General features: G+C 57.0%; 20 protein-coding genes. 10 read left to right on the plus strand and 10 right to left on the minus strand.

Features of this window, described 5'->3' with window-relative positions:
* Positions 1-55: 55 nt before the first annotated feature.
* Entirely contained in the window at positions 56-1,291 is a 1,236-nt protein-coding gene (locus tag ACPF9B_RS13550) for an MFS transporter (RefSeq protein ID WP_424178029.1), read from the plus strand.
* Here the strand turns inward: ACPF9B_RS13550 and ACPF9B_RS13555 are convergent.
* The 3 genes from ACPF9B_RS13555 to ACPF9B_RS13565 are packed head-to-tail and all read right to left on the minus strand — an operon-like array spanning position 1,274 to position 3,519.
* The gene (locus ACPF9B_RS13555; protein ID WP_424178031.1) at positions 1,274-1,858 is read right to left on the minus strand and encodes a Smr/MutS family protein; all 585 of its coding nucleotides are present in this window, start codon (positions 1,856-1,858) and stop codon (positions 1,274-1,276) included. The two genes, ACPF9B_RS13550 and ACPF9B_RS13555, sit on opposite strands and share 18 nt — an antisense overlap.
* Positions 1,858-2,817 (minus strand): murein transglycosylase A, encoded by a 960-nt coding sequence (locus ACPF9B_RS13560; protein WP_424178033.1) that lies wholly within the window; start codon positions 2,815-2,817, stop codon positions 1,858-1,860. The genes ACPF9B_RS13555 and ACPF9B_RS13560 overlap by 1 nt, the downstream gene beginning before the upstream one ends.
* 42 nt (positions 2,818-2,859) lie before the next feature.
* Positions 2,860-3,519 carry a Tim44/TimA family putative adaptor protein gene (locus ACPF9B_RS13565; RefSeq protein WP_040482962.1) on the minus strand — a complete coding sequence of 220 codons (660 nt, stop codon included), beginning with the start codon at positions 3,517-3,519 and terminating at the stop codon, positions 2,860-2,862.
* Positions 3,520-3,630: 111 nt separating this feature from the next.
* Here ACPF9B_RS13565 and ACPF9B_RS13570 point away from each other — a divergent pair, with 111 nt between their 5' ends.
* Both ACPF9B_RS13570 and secB read left to right on the plus strand, forming a co-directional pair.
* Complete coding sequence (locus ACPF9B_RS13570; protein ID WP_424178036.1) at positions 3,631-4,110, plus strand: FxsA family protein; 480 nt, start codon at positions 3,631-3,633, stop codon at positions 4,108-4,110.
* A 58-nt stretch (positions 4,111-4,168) separates the two neighbouring features.
* Positions 4,169-4,675 carry a protein-export chaperone SecB gene (gene secB / locus ACPF9B_RS13575; RefSeq protein WP_424178038.1) on the plus strand — a complete coding sequence of 169 codons (507 nt, stop codon included), beginning with the start codon at positions 4,169-4,171 and terminating at the stop codon, positions 4,673-4,675.
* On the opposite strand, the gene dnaQ is transcribed toward secB, so the two are convergent.
* From dnaQ to ACPF9B_RS13595, 4 genes are read right to left on the minus strand one after another with little or no spacing between them, the layout of a single operon-like run.
* Entirely contained in the window at positions 4,672-5,358 is a 687-nt protein-coding gene (gene dnaQ / locus ACPF9B_RS13580) for a DNA polymerase III subunit epsilon (protein WP_424178040.1), read from the minus strand. The two genes, secB and dnaQ, sit on opposite strands and share 4 nt — an antisense overlap.
* Positions 5,359-5,361: 3 nt before the next feature.
* Complete coding sequence (gene coaE / locus ACPF9B_RS13585) at positions 5,362-5,940, minus strand: dephospho-CoA kinase (protein WP_424178042.1); 579 nt, start codon at positions 5,938-5,940, stop codon at positions 5,362-5,364.
* Entirely contained in the window at positions 5,937-6,764 is an 828-nt protein-coding gene (locus tag ACPF9B_RS13590) for a shikimate dehydrogenase (RefSeq protein ID WP_424178044.1), read from the minus strand. The genes coaE and ACPF9B_RS13590 overlap by 4 nt, the downstream gene beginning before the upstream one ends.
* On the minus strand, positions 6,761-7,360 hold the full coding sequence (locus ACPF9B_RS13595; protein WP_424178046.1) for a Maf family protein: 600 nt from the start codon (positions 7,358-7,360) through the stop codon (positions 6,761-6,763). Before ACPF9B_RS13595 ends, ACPF9B_RS13590 begins: the two co-directional genes overlap by 4 nt.
* A 409-nt stretch (positions 7,361-7,769) precedes the next feature.
* Between ACPF9B_RS13595 and hemJ the strand changes: the two genes are divergently transcribed.
* The 7 genes from hemJ to ACPF9B_RS13630 all read left to right on the plus strand — a co-directional run bounded on the left by hemJ (position 7,770) and on the right by ACPF9B_RS13630 (position 15,100).
* Positions 7,770-8,219 (plus strand): protoporphyrinogen oxidase HemJ, encoded by a 450-nt coding sequence (gene hemJ / locus ACPF9B_RS13600; RefSeq protein ID WP_424178048.1) that lies wholly within the window; start codon positions 7,770-7,772, stop codon positions 8,217-8,219.
* Between the two features lie 116 nt (positions 8,220-8,335).
* Positions 8,336-9,607, plus strand: coding sequence for a transcription termination factor Rho (gene rho, locus ACPF9B_RS13605; protein ID WP_040482961.1), 1,272 nt, complete (start codon positions 8,336-8,338; stop codon positions 9,605-9,607).
* Between the two features lie 30 nt (positions 9,608-9,637).
* On the plus strand, positions 9,638-10,918 hold the full coding sequence (gene mnmE / locus ACPF9B_RS13610; RefSeq protein WP_424178051.1) for a tRNA uridine-5-carboxymethylaminomethyl(34) synthesis GTPase MnmE: 1,281 nt from the start codon (positions 9,638-9,640) through the stop codon (positions 10,916-10,918).
* Positions 10,919-10,930: 12 nt separating this feature from the next.
* Positions 10,931-12,802 (plus strand): tRNA uridine-5-carboxymethylaminomethyl(34) synthesis enzyme MnmG, encoded by a 1,872-nt coding sequence (gene mnmG, locus ACPF9B_RS13615; protein ID WP_424178053.1) that lies wholly within the window; start codon positions 10,931-10,933, stop codon positions 12,800-12,802.
* A gap of 4 nt (positions 12,803-12,806) precedes the next feature.
* Positions 12,807-13,421: a 16S rRNA (guanine(527)-N(7))-methyltransferase RsmG gene (rsmG, locus tag ACPF9B_RS13620; protein ID WP_424178055.1), complete on the plus strand. Its 615-nt coding sequence runs from the start codon at positions 12,807-12,809 to the stop codon at positions 13,419-13,421.
* Entirely contained in the window at positions 13,411-14,208 is a 798-nt protein-coding gene (locus ACPF9B_RS13625) for a ParA family protein (protein ID WP_424178057.1), read from the plus strand. Before rsmG ends, ACPF9B_RS13625 begins: the two co-directional genes overlap by 11 nt.
* A gap of 4 nt (positions 14,209-14,212) precedes the next feature.
* Positions 14,213-15,100 carry a ParB/RepB/Spo0J family partition protein gene (locus ACPF9B_RS13630; RefSeq protein ID WP_424178059.1) on the plus strand — a complete coding sequence of 296 codons (888 nt, stop codon included), beginning with the start codon at positions 14,213-14,215 and terminating at the stop codon, positions 15,098-15,100.
* On the opposite strand, the gene hemW is transcribed toward ACPF9B_RS13630, so the two are convergent.
* The 3 genes from hemW to rph are packed head-to-tail and all read right to left on the minus strand — an operon-like array spanning position 15,097 to position 17,553.
* On the minus strand, positions 15,097-16,245 hold the full coding sequence (gene hemW, locus ACPF9B_RS13635; RefSeq protein WP_424178061.1) for a radical SAM family heme chaperone HemW: 1,149 nt from the start codon (positions 16,243-16,245) through the stop codon (positions 15,097-15,099). The two genes, ACPF9B_RS13630 and hemW, sit on opposite strands and share 4 nt — an antisense overlap.
* The gene (gene rdgB, locus ACPF9B_RS13640; RefSeq protein WP_007206311.1) at positions 16,238-16,846 is read right to left on the minus strand and encodes an RdgB/HAM1 family non-canonical purine NTP pyrophosphatase; all 609 of its coding nucleotides are present in this window, start codon (positions 16,844-16,846) and stop codon (positions 16,238-16,240) included. Before rdgB ends, hemW begins: the two co-directional genes overlap by 8 nt.
* Complete coding sequence (gene rph, locus ACPF9B_RS13645) at positions 16,846-17,553, minus strand: ribonuclease PH (protein WP_007206310.1); 708 nt, start codon at positions 17,551-17,553, stop codon at positions 16,846-16,848. The genes rdgB and rph overlap by 1 nt, the downstream gene beginning before the upstream one ends.
* Positions 17,554-17,645: the final 92 nt, after the last annotated feature.

The raw sequence follows: 17,645 nt of genomic DNA on the forward strand, positions 1-17,645 counted from the left end.
TTAGCGCTATCACTTTGCGCTGGCCCCCGCGGCGTGACCGGATCATGAATACGGCATGACCGGTTTGCGCAGCTACCTGACCTTTGTCCGCGACAACGCCCCGTTCCTTGCGACCGGGGCGCTGCTGTCGTTTCTGTCAAGCTTCGGGCAAACCTTTTTCATCTCGATCTTCGGGGGTGAGATCCGGGCCGATTACGGCCTGACCAACGGCGAATGGGGCCTGATCTATATGGTTGGCACTGGGGCGTCGGCGGCGCTCATGGTGTTTGCGGGGGGCCTTGCCGACCGGTTTCGCGTGCGCACGCTCGGGATCTTCGTGGTGTGGATGCTGGCGCTGGCCTGTCTGGCGATGGCGTTCAATCCAGCGGTCGTACTGCTGCCCTTCGTCATCTTCGCACTGCGTTTCACCAGCCAAGGCATGACCAGCCATGTCGCCGTCGTGTCCATGGCGCGCTGGTTCGTCGCCACGCGCGGTCGCGCGCTGGCCATCGCTGCCTTTGGGTTCATGCTGGGCGAGGCGGCGCTGCCACTGACGATGGTCTGGTTGAAATCCTTGATAGATTGGCGGATGCTGTTCGTCGGCAGCGCAGTATTCTGCGTGCTGGCAAGTGCGGTTCTGTTCCGTCTGCTGCATCTGGAACGCACGCCGCAATCCGTGGCGGAAAGCAACCAGTCGTTCGGCATGAACGGACGTTTCTGGACAAGAGCGGAGGCACTGCGCCACCCGATGTTCTGGGCCATGACGCCTGCGGTCATGTCGTTTTCGGGGTTCGGCACGGCCTTCTGGTTTCATCAAGCGCATTTCGCAGAAATCAAAGGCTGGTCGCATCTGTCTTTGGTCGCGGTTTTTCCGCTAGGCACGGCGGCGCTGCTGGTATCCACCATCATCTATGGCTGGGCAGTGGACCGGTTCGGCGCGGTGCGGCTGTTGCCGGTCTACCTTCTGCCGTTGGTCGTGGCCTTTGTGTTGCACTGGTACGCGCCGTCGCTGTGGTGGACGGCGATTGCTGTCATTCTGATGGGGCTGGCGGGTGGCGGGCAGGCCACGATCCTGAACGCTTGTTGGGCCGAACTTTACGGTACACGCCACATCGGCGCAATCAAATCAGTGGCGACAGCGCTGATGGTGCTGGGGTCCGCCATCGGGCCGGGGTTAAGCGGCTGGCTGATCGATATCGGCGTTGGGTTCGAAGTGCAGCAATTGGGTTATGCCGCGTTGTTCGCCCTTGCCTCGCTGATCATGATCATACCTGTCAGGCAAGCGCGGATCGCCTTAGCGGCCGCGGCGTAGGTAAACGTAATAGGCCCCGTGCCCACCGTGTTTCAGATGCGCGGGTGTCACTTGGAGGATCGTACGCGCCAAGGGTGGCAGGGCCATCCATTGTGGCACCTGATGGCGCAACACGCCGTTGCGCGTGGGGATCGGGCCGCCGTCGTCGCGGTCTTTACCCTTGCCGGTGATCACCAGCACCAGCCTGCGCCCCAGCGCATGCGAACCCAATATGAAGGCCAGCAATTCCGGATGCGCCTGCGCCATGGTCATGCCATGCAGGTCGATCCGCGCCTCTGGTACCAGCTTGCCGCGTTTCATCTTGCCAAATGATTTGCTGTCCATGTTGACTGGCGCGTTGACCAGACGGTGTGTGATGCTGGGCAGCAGGTCGTTGGGCCGGTGGGCATCTGCCTTTTGGCCAACCTGAAAATCGGGTAGAGGATCACGCGGCATGACAGGTGTCTTGCGCACGGGGGGCAGCGGGGCAGGATCGGGTTTCGCATCGGGGGACATGGGCTTGGTCGTACCTTTGACACGATCCCACAACGCGCGTTCCTCAGATGACAGATGGCGGGGCCTGCGCATCAGGTAACCCCCGCGACCAGGCGATCCGCAACAGCGACCGGCAGCAGCACGATCATGCGACCATTGTGTTTGACGCCCCCGGCAATAGCGCCTGCGACAGCACCGGTCCCAAAAAAGATATCCGCGCGCTGCGCACCCTTGATCGCCGATCCGGTATCTTGGGCAACCATCAGCCGCATCATCGGGTCGGGCGCGTCTTTTTCGATCCAGACCGGCGCACCCAACGGCAGATGATCGGGATCAACCGCAATGCTGCGCCCTGCGGTGACAGAACGTTTCATCGCGCCTATCGGGCCATCATCAGCGGCCAGATTGGCCAGTTCGCGAAAAAACACATAGCTCTCATTCATCCACAGCAATTCGCGGCCCGCATCAGGGTTTTGCCTGACCCAGTCCTGGATAAAGGCAGCCGACACCTTGTCCGCTGACACAACTCCGCGCGCGACCAATTGCTTTCCGACCGACGTGTAAGGCAGTCCGTTCTTTGCCGCGAAACCAAGACGCAGGACAGAGCCATCCTGCAACCTGATGCGGCCAGACCCCTGCACCTGCAAAAAGAACGCATCGACCGGATCGGCAAGCCAGACAATCTCATGGCCCTTGGCCAAGTTTTGTTCCTCGATCTGGCGTCGTGTTGCACCTTTGGTCAGATGGGGCGGCAGGGCATGGACAGGATATCGGAAGGTGGCATCAGCCATGCGCGATCCTGACAATTCAGGTTCAAAATAGCCGGTGAACAACATCGGCTGGCCATCGGTGACCATGACGGGCCGGAAATACAGCTCAAAGAAACCGCGCGGATCAGTGCTTGTGGGTGCCAGATGACAGGCCGCCTGCCACCACGGGTCAGTGATCCGGTCTGCGGTTTTACAAAAAACGTCAAGGGCGGCGCGATGATCATCGGCCGCCCATCCGTTCAAATCGTCGAAATCACAGATATGATATGTCGCCTTGGCCATCCCACCGCCTGTCGTGTCACTAGGCTGCCAAAATCCAGCAAGTCATTCGCCGGTGGCGACCAGTTTCCAGTTCGGATCGCCCGCGTCCATCTTGCGCGCGAAAGTCCATGTATCGACCAACCGCTTGATTTCCTTCGTGCTACCCTCGACGACTTCGCCTTCGGCATTACGCACGACAGATGTCATCTCGCTTTTGAAGCGGACGGACACCTCGCCCTCTTTGGTCGCCTCGTCAAATTCTGCATGGGCCAAAGTCATATCACTGATCCCGATAAAACTGGCGGTCACTGTCAGGCCCTGCCGCTGGCGATCATCCACAACGCTGGCAAACGCCTCATAGACATCATGCGAGATGAATGGGACGATGCTGTCCAGATCGCTGTTTTCAAACGCCATCAGGATCATTTCATAGGCCCCGCGCGCACCACCCAGAAATTCGGTGACGTTGAAATCGGGATCGACGCGTTTCATCGCGGCCAACGCCTTGGCGGCGGCGGAATCTGCTTGGACATGGTCAGTGATATCAAGATCCGGCCCGCCTTCGATGACGTCGAAATCGTGCTTGCGGCGGGGGGTGGTTTCCTGCCGGGTCACGGCGGGTTTTTCGAACCCTTCGCGGGTCCCAAGGACACCACGCAAACGCAGGATCAGGAAAACAGCGATGCCCGCAAGCACCAAAAGCTGAATAATCGGAGAGTTCATCAGGACCTCGTGTCAGAACAAAGCATGGAAACATGCCGCTTGGCTTCTTATGTAGGTCACGGGTGCGGTCAAGTCCACCGTACCACCAACAAGTTGTGAAAGGCCCGCGTCATGTGGCTATTATTTGCATTCATCGCTGTCCCGATGATCGAGATTACCCTGTTCGTTCAGGTCGGTGGCCTGATCGGGATCTGGTGGACCCTGCTGATCGTGCTGGCAACGGCGCTGGCGGGGTCATATCTGGTGCGCCATCAGGGGCTGCGCGAGCTGGGAAACCTGCAACGGTCGTTTTCCGATCTGAAGGACCCGACAGAACCATTGGCCAATGGTGCGATGATCCTGTTCGCGGGGGCGTTGTTGCTGACGCCGGGGTTTTTCACGGATGTGATCGGGCTGTCCTTGCTGCTGCCTGCCGTGCGGCAGGCGGCGTTCCATTGGATCAAGGCACGTATCAGGTTTGCGAAATTCGAGACGCGCCCACATTCCGCTGGCACGCCGCGACCCAATGATACAATCATCGACGGCGAATTTCAGGAAATTCCACCCGAAAAACACCCGACACATCCGCCATCGAAATGGACCCGGCATTGAGCCTGCGCGCAGGGGCTGTTAGGAACAGGCAACCCAATAGCAACCAAAGCAGGTTTCCATGACTGATACACCCGACAACGCCGCGCCAGCCGCCGGTGCAGCGCCCCAGCCCCAGCAGATCAGCAGCCGTGTTCTGGCGCAGTATATCCGCGATATGTCATTCGAAAACATTCTGGCGCAAAAGGGTGTCAAGGGTGATGCACAGCCCGAAGTGCAAGTGCAGGTCAATCTGGACGCCCGCAAGCGCACAGCGGACCACCAGTTCGAAGTGATCACCAAGCTGAACATCACGAGCAAGACAAAGGCCGCAGGCGAACCCTTGTTCGTTCTGGAAATCGAATATGCCGGCGTGTTCCACGTCGAAGGTGTGCCAGAAGAACAGATGCATCCCTATCTGCTGATCGAATGCCCGCGCATCACCTTTCCGTTCCTGCGCCGGATTGTCAGCGACGTGACCCGCGACGGCGGTTTCCCTGCGCTGAACCTAGAAACCATTGATTTCATTGCGCTTTACCGTTCCGAATTGGCGCGTCGTGCCGAGGCCGATAAGAAGGTCGTCAACTAAGCGCGTTTCCAGACTGCGTCGTCGCCCATCGCATTGACAAAGGCTGTATGGGCGGCGGTTTCTTCGGCCGTTAGGCGCGATGCCAAGGGTGCGGGACGCGGACCCGCGCGCCATGCAGCCCCATTTTTTTGCGTGCTATCTGCGCTGCCTTGGGCCAGTGCGAAATCGGGCTGACGGCCACCGATCAGTTCCAGATAAACCTCGGCCAAAATTTCACTGTCGAGCAACGCGCCGTGCAGGGTCCGCGCTGCATTGTCGATGCCAAACCGGCGGCACAGCGCATCAAGCGACGCAGGCGAGCCCGGAAACTTGCGCCGCGCGATCATCAGCGTGTCAACTGCGCGATTCATCGGCAAGGCAGGTTTATGGAGCCAACCAAGTTCGGCATTCAGGAATTTCATATCAAAGGCGGCGTTGTGGATCACCAGTTTCGCATCGCCGATGAAGGTCAGGAAATCGTCGGCGATATCCTTGAACAACGGTTTATCGGCCAAAAAATCATCACCCAAGCCATGCACGGCAAAGGCTTCGGCAGGCATGGTCCGCTGGGGGTTGATATATTGGTGATAGGTCCTGCCCGTGGGCATATGGCCGATCAGTTCGACAGCGCCGATTTCTACGATGCGGTCGCCTTCGCCCGGTTCAAAGCCGGTGGTTTCGGTGTCCAGAACGATTTCGCGCATGTCTTATCCCGTCAGCTTGCCGATCAGTTCTTGCACGGCGGCGCGGGTGCCGTCCAGCGTCAGCGTCTCGATCACGTGATCGGCGCGGGCGCGTTTTTCAGCATCGGGCATCTGGCGTTGCAGGATCTGGTCAAGATGCTGTGGCGTCATGCCCGGACGGGCCAGCACACGGCCGCGCTGCACCGCGGGCGGCACAGTTACGACAAGAACAGAGGACAGCCAGCTATCCGCACCTGTTTCGAACAGCAATGGAATGTCGAAAACCAAAAGCGGGGCATCGTAATTTGCCACAAAGGCGCGCCGGTCTGCCGCGACCAACGGATGGACAATATGTTCTATTTTAGCCAAGCCTGAAGGGTTATTCGCGATAATGTGTTTTAGTTTATCGCGTGACACTGCACCATCGATGATGGCATCAGGAAAGACATCGCCAAGAAGGGGAACAGCCGCGCCGCCCTGTGCGTATAGTGTATGCACGCTAGCGTCAGCATCCCAGACCGGCACAGCAGCATCGCGGAACATCTGGGCTGTCGTGGATTTGCCCATGCCGATCGACCCTGTCAGGCCAAGGTGATGCGTCATGACAGGACGGCACGACGCAAGTCGTCATCCACCTCTGGCCGTTTGCCGAACCAGCGTTCAAACCCGGGCACGCCCTGATGCAACAACATGCCCAGACCGTCTACAGTCACGCAGCCTTTTTCAGCGGCGGCATCAAGGAATTTGGTGCGCAGCGGCGTATAAACGATATCGGTGACAACGGTGCCGGAGCGCAAACCATCCAGCGGCACGCGGAATTCCTGCCCACCTTTCATCCCAAGCGAGGTCGTGTTCACCACCGTGGCGGCATCAGACAGGACAGAGCCTGCCTGTACCCAATCAACGATCCTGATCCGCGCACCAAAATCGGCGCGCAGGGATTCAGCCTTTGGGCGGGTACGGTTGGTAAGGATGATTTCGGGCACGCCAGCCTCGATCAGGGAAACGAGCACGGCACGGGCGGCGCCACCGGCGCCAAAGACAACTGCCGGTCCGGTCTTGGCATCCCAGCCGGGCGCACCTTGACGCAGGTTTTCTAAGAACCCGTAACCATCTGTATTATCTGCAAAAATTCTTCCATCATCTTTGAAAGTCAGTGTATTTGCCGCACCGATCAGCGTGGCACGGTCAGTCAATTGGTCAGCGATCTGCAAGACCGCAACTTTGTGGGGGAGTGTGACGTTCACGCCGACATAACCTTGGGCCGGCAGAGACCGTAGCGTACGCTCTAAGCCATCTTCGGTGACCTGCAGGGCATCGTAGCTGCCGTTGATACCGTAGCGCCGCAGCCAATGGCCGTGCAGCTTAGGCGAGAGGGAATGGCTGATCGGGTTGCCGATCACACCGGCGCGGGGAAAATCTGTCATGTCTGCAATGTTCCGCGAAACGTCAGATATGACAAGAGTTCAAGCAAAGGCAGGCCAAGAACATTGAAATAATCTCCTTCGATGCGTGTAAAAAGACGCACGCCTTCTTCTTCGAGCTTATAGGCACCGACAGCATGCCGGATACTGTCCCAGTTTCGGTCGACATAGGCGGCGAGATAGTCATCGGAGGCGTCACGCATGTGAAGGCGCACGGTCCCGACATGGCGCCAAAGCGGCTTGCCATCGCCATAGATAACAGCGGCTGAGAGCAGCTGATGCTTGCGCCCGCGCAACGTGCGTAGCTGATCCAATGCCTGGGCCTTTGTGTCCGGCTTGGTTAGAATATCCTGATCAAGAGCAAGGATCTGGTCACACCCGATAACCAGCGTATCAGGGTGTTTCGAGGCCACCTTTTGCGCCTTGAGTTCAGCCAAAGTATCCGCGATGTCGCGCGGCGACGCGTTGTCAGCTTGCAAGGATGCGCGCACGGCGTCTTCGTCTATCCGTGCGATCTGCACTGTGAAGGCAACATCGGCTTTACGGAGTAGTTCTGCACGGATCGCTGAACCCGACGCGAGGATAATCTTGTCTTGCATGTGGATAACCCGATGGAAAACGTGGTCATAATGGGGCCGGAAACCGAGCTTGAAAACCCTGTTACCGCCAGGCTGTGGAAGAACCTAGGCTTGTTCGCGCGACCAACCAGTCTTTTCCACCGTGGGAAAGTATAAGTACTGGCTGTGGACGAATCGTTGAGTGAGCAGCTGTCAAGGCACATGTCGGTTTGATAGCGCGGTGAAAAAAGTCTCGTAACATGCTGGTTACGAACATATTTTTTTTAATATGGATTATCAGCGATGTTTATTTTCAAGCGTGTGGTGCTGTTGATAAGTCTGCGGATGAAAAAAGAAACCACAGGAAAATGATGCACTAAATTCAACATCATCTTTTCTTTCTATATATATAATTATTTAAGAGGTCTGACCCAGTCAAAGCGAGTATCCGATGCCCGACCTGTATTTCAGCCTGTATCCTTGGATCAAAGCGCTGCACATCATGGCTGTGATCGCCTGGATGGCTGGTTTATTCTATCTACCTCGGCTTTTTGTTTATCACGCTGAGAGGTCAGCGGTGGGATCAGAGCTTGATCAGACGTTTCAGGTCATGGAAGAAAAGCTGCTACGGTTGATCATGAATCCGGCGATGATCGTAGCATGGCTGGCAGGGCTTGTGCTGCTGTCCATGGGCGTCTTCGATTGGGGTGCTGCTTGGTCATGGATCAAGATTGTTTCTGTACTGGCGATGACGGCGGCGCATGGCTGGATGGCAAAGCGCCGCAAGGAATTCGCTGCAGGGCAAAACACACGCTCTGGACGGACGTATCGGTTGTTCAATGAGGTGCCGACGGTTTTGATGGTCGTGATCGTGACGGCTGTGATCGTGCGACCATTTTGAAGGCACGTTGACTCTGCAGGCATCCGCTATTACCAGATGCTTGTGATCCGTCCGGGTCATTAATTTCCCCCTCCGTCCCTATATCGCTGGTTTTGATGCCAGCACTGGATTTTCGCATGCAACAAGACCGTTTGAACCTTGCCGATCTGAAGGCCCAGAGCCCGAAAGACCTTTTGTCGATGGCAGAAGAGCTGGAGATTGAGAACGCCTCGACCATGCGCAAGGGCGACATGATGTTCGCAATCCTAAAAGAACGTGCGGATGATGAATGGGTTATCGGCGGTGATGGTGTGCTGGAAGTCTTGCAGGACGGATTTGGTTTTCTGCGCTCGCCAGAGGCGAATTACCTACCAGGACCGGATGATATCTATGTTTCGCCTGATATGATCCGGCAGTATTCGCTGCGAACCGGTGATACGGTGGAAGGCGTGATGAAGGAACCGAACGATAATGAGCGGTATTTCGCTTTGACATCGGTCGAGCGGATCAATTTTGAAGATCCGGAACGGGCGCGTCACAAAGTTGCGTTTGATAACCTGACCCCGTTGTACCCCGAAGAACGGTTGACGATGGAAATCGCTGATCCGACGGTCAAGGACAGGTCTGCGCGGATCATCGACCTTGTCGCGCCGATCGGGAAAGGACAGCGATCGTTGATTGTTGCACCACCGCGGACAGGCAAGACGGTGCTGTTGCAAAACATCGCCAATTCGATCGAGAAAAATCACCCGGAATGTTACCTGATCGTTTTGCTGATCGATGAGCGCCCTGAAGAGGTGACCGATATGCAGCGGTCGGTGAAGGGTGAGGTCGTGTCGTCGACGTTCGATGAACCAGCGACGCGCCACGTTGCTGTGGCTGAAATGGTGATCGAGAAGGCCAAACGGTTGGTAGAGCACAAGCGTGATGTGGTGATCCTGCTGGATTCGATCACACGGCTGGGTCGCGCGTTCAACACGACGGTGCCGTCGTCTGGTAAGGTGCTGACGGGTGGCGTGGATGCCAATGCATTGCAGCGGCCCAAGCGGTTCTTTGGTGCGGCACGCAACATCGAAGAAGGCGGTTCGCTGACCATCATCGCAACGGCCCTGATTGATACTGGCAGCCGGATGGACGAAGTGATTTTTGAAGAGTTCAAAGGCACTGGCAACAGCGAGATTGTTCTGGACCGCAAGGTTGCTGATAAGCGCGTGTTCCCAGCGATGGATATTCTGAAGTCCGGGACGCGGAAAGAGGAATTGCTGGTCGAGAAATCAGACCTTGCCAAGACCTACGTGCTGCGCCGTATTCTGAACCCGATGGGGACAACAGATGCGATCGAATTCCTGATCGGGAAGTTGAAGCAGACAAAGACGAATTCAGACTTTTTTGACTCGATGAACACTTAACTTATTGTTTTAAGACAATGAGTTAGAGATATGGATACGATTTTTGCACTTGCCACTGCCCGGGGACGGGCAGGCGTTGCAGTTATACGCATTTCCGGACCAGAGGCGTTTGCATCTACCGCGAGGTTGATGGGAGACGTGCCGGTGGCGCGCGGATTGCGTGCTTTGCGCGACCGTGCAGGTGATCTGGTTGACGAAGCGTTCGTGCTACGGTTTGCGGATGGCAAAAGCTTTACCGGTGAAGACGTGGTTGAGCTGCATTTGCATGGCAGTCCTGCCGTTGTTTCGGCTGTGCTGCGTATTCTTGGCGATGATCCGGCGATGCGACCTGCAGAGGCTGGTGAATTTACGCGCCGCGCGCTGACAAATGGACGCCTGGATCTTGCGCAAGTTGAAGGGTTGGCTGATCTCATTGACGCTGAAACGGAAAGCCAGCGAAGACAAGCTGTACGCGTATTTTCCGGAGCTTTGGGCGAGATTGCAGATAGCTGGCGGAAAAGGTTGATCCGTGCGGCGGCGTTGCTTGAGGCAACGATTGATTTTGTAGACGAGGATGTGCCGGTCGATGTCGTGCCGGAAGTGCGCGACTTGTTGCAGGCTGTGCGCAGCGAGATGGCCCGCGAGGCTGCCGGTGTACGCATGGCTGAGCGGTTGCGCGACGGGTTTGAGGTGGCGATTGTCGGGGCGCCGAATGTTGGAAAATCTACCCTGATGAACCGGTTGGCACGGCGTGATGTGGCAATCACATCCGAAATTGCCGGCACAACGCGTGATGTGATCGAGGTGCGCCTGGATCTTGACGGTATCCCTGTGACGCTGCTGGATACGGCGGGCCTGCGGGACACTGATGACCTTGTTGAAAGCTTGGGCGTTGCGCGTGCGCGTGCGCGTGCGGAACAGGCAGATATGCGCGTTCATATGCTGCTGGATGCGCCGGTGCCATCACATGATCTGGCGGCGGGCGATATCTATGTTCGGGCTAAGGCCGATACAGGGGCCGGTGGTGGGCTTGCCGTTTCCGGGCTGTCGGGGACGGGTGTTGAGGCGCTGATTGCACTGATTTCAGGGGAATTGGGCAGGCGTGTTGCGTCCGTTGGGTTGGCGATGCGGGAGCGGCATCGGGTCGCCTTGCTCCGCGCTGTGACATCACTGGATGATGCCGGGGCGTGGCTGGATGCCGAACACGGTATGCTGGACCTGATCGCCGAGGATTTGCGGACAGCCATCCGCGCAGTGGATAGCCTTGTCGGCCGCGTTGATGTAGAGCAGGTGCTGGACGAGATATTTTCCAGTTTTTGCATCGGCAAATGAGGAGTGTTTCACGTGAAACATTATGACTATGACGTCATCGTTATCGGTGGTGGCCATGCAGGTAGCGAAGCTGCACATGCCGCTGCGCGCATGGGTGCACGGACGGTGCTGGTGACATTGACGCGTCGGTCAATTGGCGTCATGTCGTGCAACCCTGCGATCGGTGGATTGGGCAAGGGTCATCTTGTCCGTGAGATTGATGCGCTTGATGGCGCGATGGGCCAGGTTGCTGATCGCGCGGGGATTCAGTTCCGCTTGCTGAACCGTAAAAAGGGCCCGGCCGTTCAGGGTCCGCGCGCGCAAACGGATCGGGTGATTTATCGTGACACGATGCAGGCGGTGCTGGCCGCGCAACCCAATCTGACAATTCTGGAAGGTGAAGCCACTGATTTGGTGATCGACGGAGACCGCGTCGCCGGTATTTATCTGCGCGACGGCCAGATGGTAACATCAAAAAACGTCATCCTGACGACGGGCACCTTTCTGCGTGGCGTTATTCACATCGGTGAGGTGTCCCGCCCCGGTGGGCGTATGGGCGATGATCCGTCTGTGCATATGGCCGAACGGCTGGATGGCTTTGGTTTGCCGATGGGACGGTTAAAAACGGGTACACCGCCACGCCTGGACGGGCGGACCATTCGCTGGGATATTTTGGAAAGTCAGCCGTCTGACGATGATCCGGTGTTGTTTTCCTTTCTGTCGAAATCTGTCTTTGCGCAGCAGGTCAATTGTGGGATTACCCACACGAATGAGCAAACACACGATATTATTCGTGCAAACCTTGGACGGTCGGCAATGTATGGCGGCCATATAGACGGGGTTGGGCCGCGCTATTGTCCTTCGATCGAGGATAAAGTTGTGCGTTTTGCCGACAAAACATCGCATCAGATCTTTCTGGAACCCGAAGGCTTGAACGATCACACAATTTATCCGAACGGGATATCGACATCACTGCCCGAAGATGTGCAGCTGGATTATGTCAGGTCCATCCATGGGCTAGAAAACGCCATCATCTTGCAGCCAGGCTACGCCATAGAATACGATTATGTCGATCCACGCTCCCTACGGCAAACGTTGGAATTACGTGATGTGCCGGGGTTGTACCTTGCCGGGCAGATTAACGGCACGACAGGATATGAGGAAGCTGCGGCACAAGGACTGGTTTCAGGGCTGAATGCCGCCGCGGCGGCTCTTGATAAAGAGCCCGTTCTGTTCAGCAGGCGGGAATCTTATATCGGGGTGATGATTGATGATTTGATCACTCGCGGTGTATCTGAACCTTACCGCATGTTCACCTCACGGGCAGAATTCCGGCTGTCGCTGCGTGCGGATAATGCGGATCAACGCCTGACAGCGCGCGGACGCGCAATAGGTTGTATTGGCGAGCTACGGTGGTCTGTGTTCAGTGCCAAGATGGACAAGATTACCGATGCAAAGTCACGGCTCGGAAAAATCTATCTGTCCGCACGCGATATTACTGCAGCTGGCGCTCAACTGAATCCCGATGGTCCACGCAAAACTGCATTGGAAGCTTTGGCGCTAGCGGACTTTGGCTTTGCACAACTTATGCAAATTTCGCCAGAAACATCAGATATTGCGCCGGAGATACAGGAGCAGGTCAAGAAAGATGCGCTTTATGCGCATTACATTTTGCGCCAGGAAAAGGACGTTTCAGCCTTGGAGCGGGACGAGGCGCAGTTGATCCCGGACGGCCTCGATTATCTGGGTGTGCGCGGGTTATCGACGGAATTGGTCACCAAGCTGCAAAAAACCCGGCCAGTCTCCATTGCGCAGGCGGGCCGGATCGAAGGGATGACGCCAGCCGCACTGATGCTGTTGATTGGCGCAATCAAGCGACATGCGCTAGCAGCGACTGGGACCTGACGAAATGGTGGACGTTGGAGGCATCGATGTTTCACGTGAAACATTGGCAGATTTGCAGGCCTTCGCGGCGCTTGTTCTAAAATGGACACCCAAGATTAATCTGATCAGCCCCAGTTCTCATGCTATGATATGGGATCGTCACGTTGTTGACTCCGTGCAGGTCTACCGCCATGCGCCTGATGATTTTCACCTCTGGCTGGATATTGGTAGTGGTGGTGGATTTCCGGGTATCGTTGCTGCGATCCTTGGCAAGGTGCGCCATCCGGATGCGCAGTTTGTTTTGATCGAAAGCGACCAGCGCAAAGTGGCTTTTTTGCGAACCGCCATTCGAGAGCTGGGCCTGACGGCGCGTGTGCTTGCAGATCGTATCGAAGAGGTCCCGCCAGCTGGCGCAGATGTTGTTTCGGTGCGCGCCTTGGGCAGCGTTTCGTTTCTGTTACCGCTTATTATGCAGCACATTCACCCCGCTGGCCTCGCGATCATGCACAAAGGCAGGCAGGCCAGCACAGAAATTGCCGAGGCGCGTCAGAATTGGCGCTTTGAGCTTGAAGAGCAGCCTAGTTTGACTGATCCTGAGGCGCGACTGCTCTTGATTCAAAGGATATGCCGTGCCGCTTGATATCGCAGAAGCTGGGCCAAAAATCATCGCTATCGCGAATCAAAAGGGTGGGGTGGGCAAAACAACCACCACGATCAACCTGGGCGCGGCGTTGGCAGAGCTGAAAAAACGTGTCCTGTTGATCGACCTTGATCCGCAGGGAAACGCCTCTACAGGTCTTGGGGTTGCGACAGATCATCGCGACATCACAACATACGACGTCCTGTCTGGTGATTCGACAGTGTTGGAGGCGACGCAGCCTACAAATGTTGCCGGTTTGATGATCGTCCCGGCGACAACAGACCTCAGCTCTGCTGATATGGAACTGCTCGACAACAAGAAACGCAGTTTTCTGCTGCGCAATGCGCTTCAATCTGTCACCGGATACGACTATATATTGATTGATTGTCCACCGTCACTCAACATATTGACGGTGAATGCGATGGTCGCTGCCCACTCCATCCTTGTTCCGCTGCAAAGCGAATTCTTCGCCCTCGAAGGTCTATCGCAACTCATTTTGACTGTCCGTGACGTCCGCCAGTCCGCTAACCCTGATCTTCGGATCGAAGGGATTGTGCTTACAATGTATGACGGTCGGAACAACCTGTCGCTGCAAGTGGAACAAGACGCGCGCGATAACATGGGTGACATGGTGTTCAAGACAGTGATCCCGCGCAACGTCCGCCTCAGTGAGGCTCCGTCTTTTGCCATGCCGGTACTCACCTATGATTCGTCGTCCAAAGGCAGTATCGCCTACCGCGCATTGGCCCGCGAAGTTATCAAGAAATCAAAGAAACAAAGGGCCTAGCATCATGGCACGCAGCACCAAAAATCCGCGCGGTCTGGGAAGGGGCCTGTCTGCCCTGATGTCCGATGTCGGCCAGCCTGAAGCATCCACGACCAGCCCCCCACGACCTGACATGATCGTCCCGGTCGAACGCATCCGCCCCAACCCTGACCAGCCCCGCCGCACCTTCGCCGAAGACGCGTTGCGCGAATTGGCAGCATCCATTGCTGAAAAGGGGATCATCCAGCCTCTGATCGTCCGGTTGTCGCCACAAGACCCTGACAGCTACGAGATTGTCGCAGGTGAGCGCCGCTGGCGTGCCGCTCAGATAGCTAAACTGCATGACGTTCCTGTGCTGGTGCGCGATTACACCGATACAGAAGTTCTCGAAGTAGCGATTATCGAAAACATCCAGCGGGCCGATCTCAATGCGGTTGACGAGGCTGCCAGCTATCGTCAGCTGATGGACAAATTTGGCCATACCCAAGACCAGATGGCGACCGCTCTGGGCAAAAGCCGCAGCCATATTGCCAATCTTCTCAGGCTTCTATCGCTGCCCGAAGAGGTGCAAGGCTACCTTGTCTCCGGCGCGCTGACGGCTGGTCATGCCCGCACGCTTGTCGGCCATCCGCAGGCGGTGATGCTCGCGCGCGAATATATCCAGCGGAAACTCTCGGTGCGCGAGGCTGAAAACCTCGCCAAGAAAGGCCCGGCACTAAAACGTCGCTCAGTAACGGGTGCGCCAGTGCCCAAAGACCCTGACACGATCCAGATCGAGAATGAACTTTCAGCGACGTTGCGCATGAAGGTCACGATTGATCACAAGGCGGGGGATGAAGGCGGTAAGATCTCGATCAGCTACAAATCACTTGATCAACTCGACGATCTTCTGCGCGCCTTGGCTGGGAATTAATCCTCTAGCAAAACCCGCAAGACAGCATTCAGCACGGGCCGGCCCGCCGCTGTCGCACGCAATCTGCCCTGTTCAATTTCTACCATGCCTATGTCAGATAGATAACTGATCTTGCTTGATAAAGCTGCGATATCAAGCCGTTCCAACATCACACCTTCGGTCAATCGCATTCCCATCAACAGGCGTTCCGTCGCCTGTGCCGCATCATCCAGCATGCTGCGTGTCAGGTCGCCATTGCCGGTCTTGCGGACCTGAGACAACCACGCCAGCGGCGATAGCTCTGCCTCGGTCGCATGGCGGTGACCACCCAGTGTCAGCCGCCCATGCGCACCTGGTCCGATCCCTGCGTAATCACCATAGCGCCAATAAATCTGATTATGGATGCTTTCACATCCGGCCCGCGCGTGGTTGGATACTTCATAGCCTGCAAACCCATGCGCCGTGCAAACCTCTTGTGTCAGCGCATACATATCCGCCGCTGCATCATCATCTGGCAATCCCCGCAGCTTGCCAGCGGCATAACGATCACCAAAGGCCGTCCCATCCTCGATCGTCAGCTGATACAACGACAGATGATCCACGGCGAGGCTCAATGCCTCAGCCAATTCAGCTTCCCACGCCGCCAATGTTTGCCCCTGCCGCGCATAGATCAAATCAAAACTCACCCGATCAAATACGCCCCGTGCGATTTCAAAAGCCCGCAAGGCCTCATCTCGCCCGTGCAAACGCCCCAATGCTTTCAGATCGGGATCATTGAGCGCCTGTATCCCCATAGAGACACGGTTCACACCTGCGGCACGATATCCGGCGAACCGCTCGGCCTCAACCGAGGTCGGGTTCGCTTCCAGCGTGATCTCGATATCATTGGCCATCGGCCAAGTCGCGCGCACCCGCGTTAGAACCGCATCGACAACCGCGGGGTCCATCATGCTGGGTGTGCCGCCCCCAAAGAACACTGACCGTAGGATACGGCCCTCCGTCTCGGCACCCAACCTACTGATTTCGCTCAGATAAGCAGATTCCCACGCCTTGTGGTCGATCTGCGTCACAACATGCGAATTGAAATCGCAATAGGGGCATTTGGCCTGACAAAATGGCCAATGGATATAAAGGCCGAAGCCTCCGTGTTCCCAATCCTCAGCCAAAACAGCCTGCAATCAACTTGGCGAAAGCATCGGCGCGATGGCTGATCTTATTCTTCTCCCAGCGGTCCATTTCGCCAAATGTCTGGGCATAACCTTCGGGTTGAAAGATAGGGTCATAGCCATGCCCCTGATCGCCCCGCATCGGCCAAACGATCTGCCCTGCCATGACACCTTCGAACACCTCATCATGGCCATCCGGCCAGGCCAGCACCAGTGTGCAGCGAAACTGCGCCAGACGCGGAAACGGGGCTCTTGCCGCCTCCAGCTCCGCCCATGCGCGGTTCATCGCCATGCCAAAGTCGCGCCCTTGCGGCGTTTCGGCCCAATCCGCCGTATAGACCCCCGGCGCGCCGCCCAGCCCGTCAATCGTGATCCCGCTGTCGTCGGAAAGGGCGGGCAAGCCAGTGGCCTGTGCCGCCGCATGCGCCTTGATCCGCGCGTTGCCGACAAAGGTCGTCTCGGTCTCCTCTGGTTCCGGCAACCCGTGATCGGCGTTGCTGGACAGCATCACGCCAAACGGTGACAGAAGATCGGCAATTTCGTCCAGCTTGCCCTGATTATGGGTCGCGACCAACAGACGATCGCCCGCAAACCTGCGCATTAGCGTACCGCGGCCAGTTGCAGGGCCGTCAATTCAGCCACACCTTTCTCGGCCAAGCCCAGCAGCCCGTCCATCTGCGCACGGCTAAAGGTCGCCCCTTCCGCTGACATCTGCACTTCGACCAACCGCCCGCCGGTCATGACAAAATTGCCATCGACTCCTGCTTCGCTGTCTTCGGGATAATCGAGGTCTAACACTTCCTGCCCAGCATAGATGCCGCAGGAAATCGCCGCCACCGGATCGACCAGCGGATCACTGATGATCTGCCCCGTTTTCATCAACTTCAGCACCGCCAGTTTCAGCGCGACCCATCCGCCGGTGATCGACGCACAGCGCGTGCCACCATCCGCCTGAATGACATCGCAATCCACGATGATTTGCCGTTCACCCAAGGCCACACGGTCCACGCCGGCGCGCAATGACCGCCCGATCAGGCGCTGGATCTCTTGTGTCCGGCCGGATTGGCCTTCTTTTGCTTCGCGCCGCATCCGTGTATTTGTCGCGCGCGGCAACATCCCGTATTCAGCAGTCACCCAGCCTAGACCGGAATTCTTCAAGAACGGTGGCACGCGGTCGTCGATCGTCGCGGTACACAGCACATGGGTATTGCCGCATTTGATCAGGCAGGACCCTTCGGCATGCATCGTGACATTAGTCTCGATTGTCACGTTGCGCATTTCATTGATCTGACGGCCGGATGGACGCATGGGAATACTCCTGTTGCTTGCCATGCGGGCATAGTATGCAAAGATCTGAAATCCAACCCCGATTGACGGATCGCAGAACTTGGCCTTTACTG

The sequence above is a fragment of the Yoonia sp. TsM2_T14_4 genome (assembly GCF_049602355.1).
Lineage (GTDB): Bacteria > Pseudomonadota > Alphaproteobacteria > Rhodobacterales > Rhodobacteraceae > Yoonia > Yoonia vestfoldensis_A.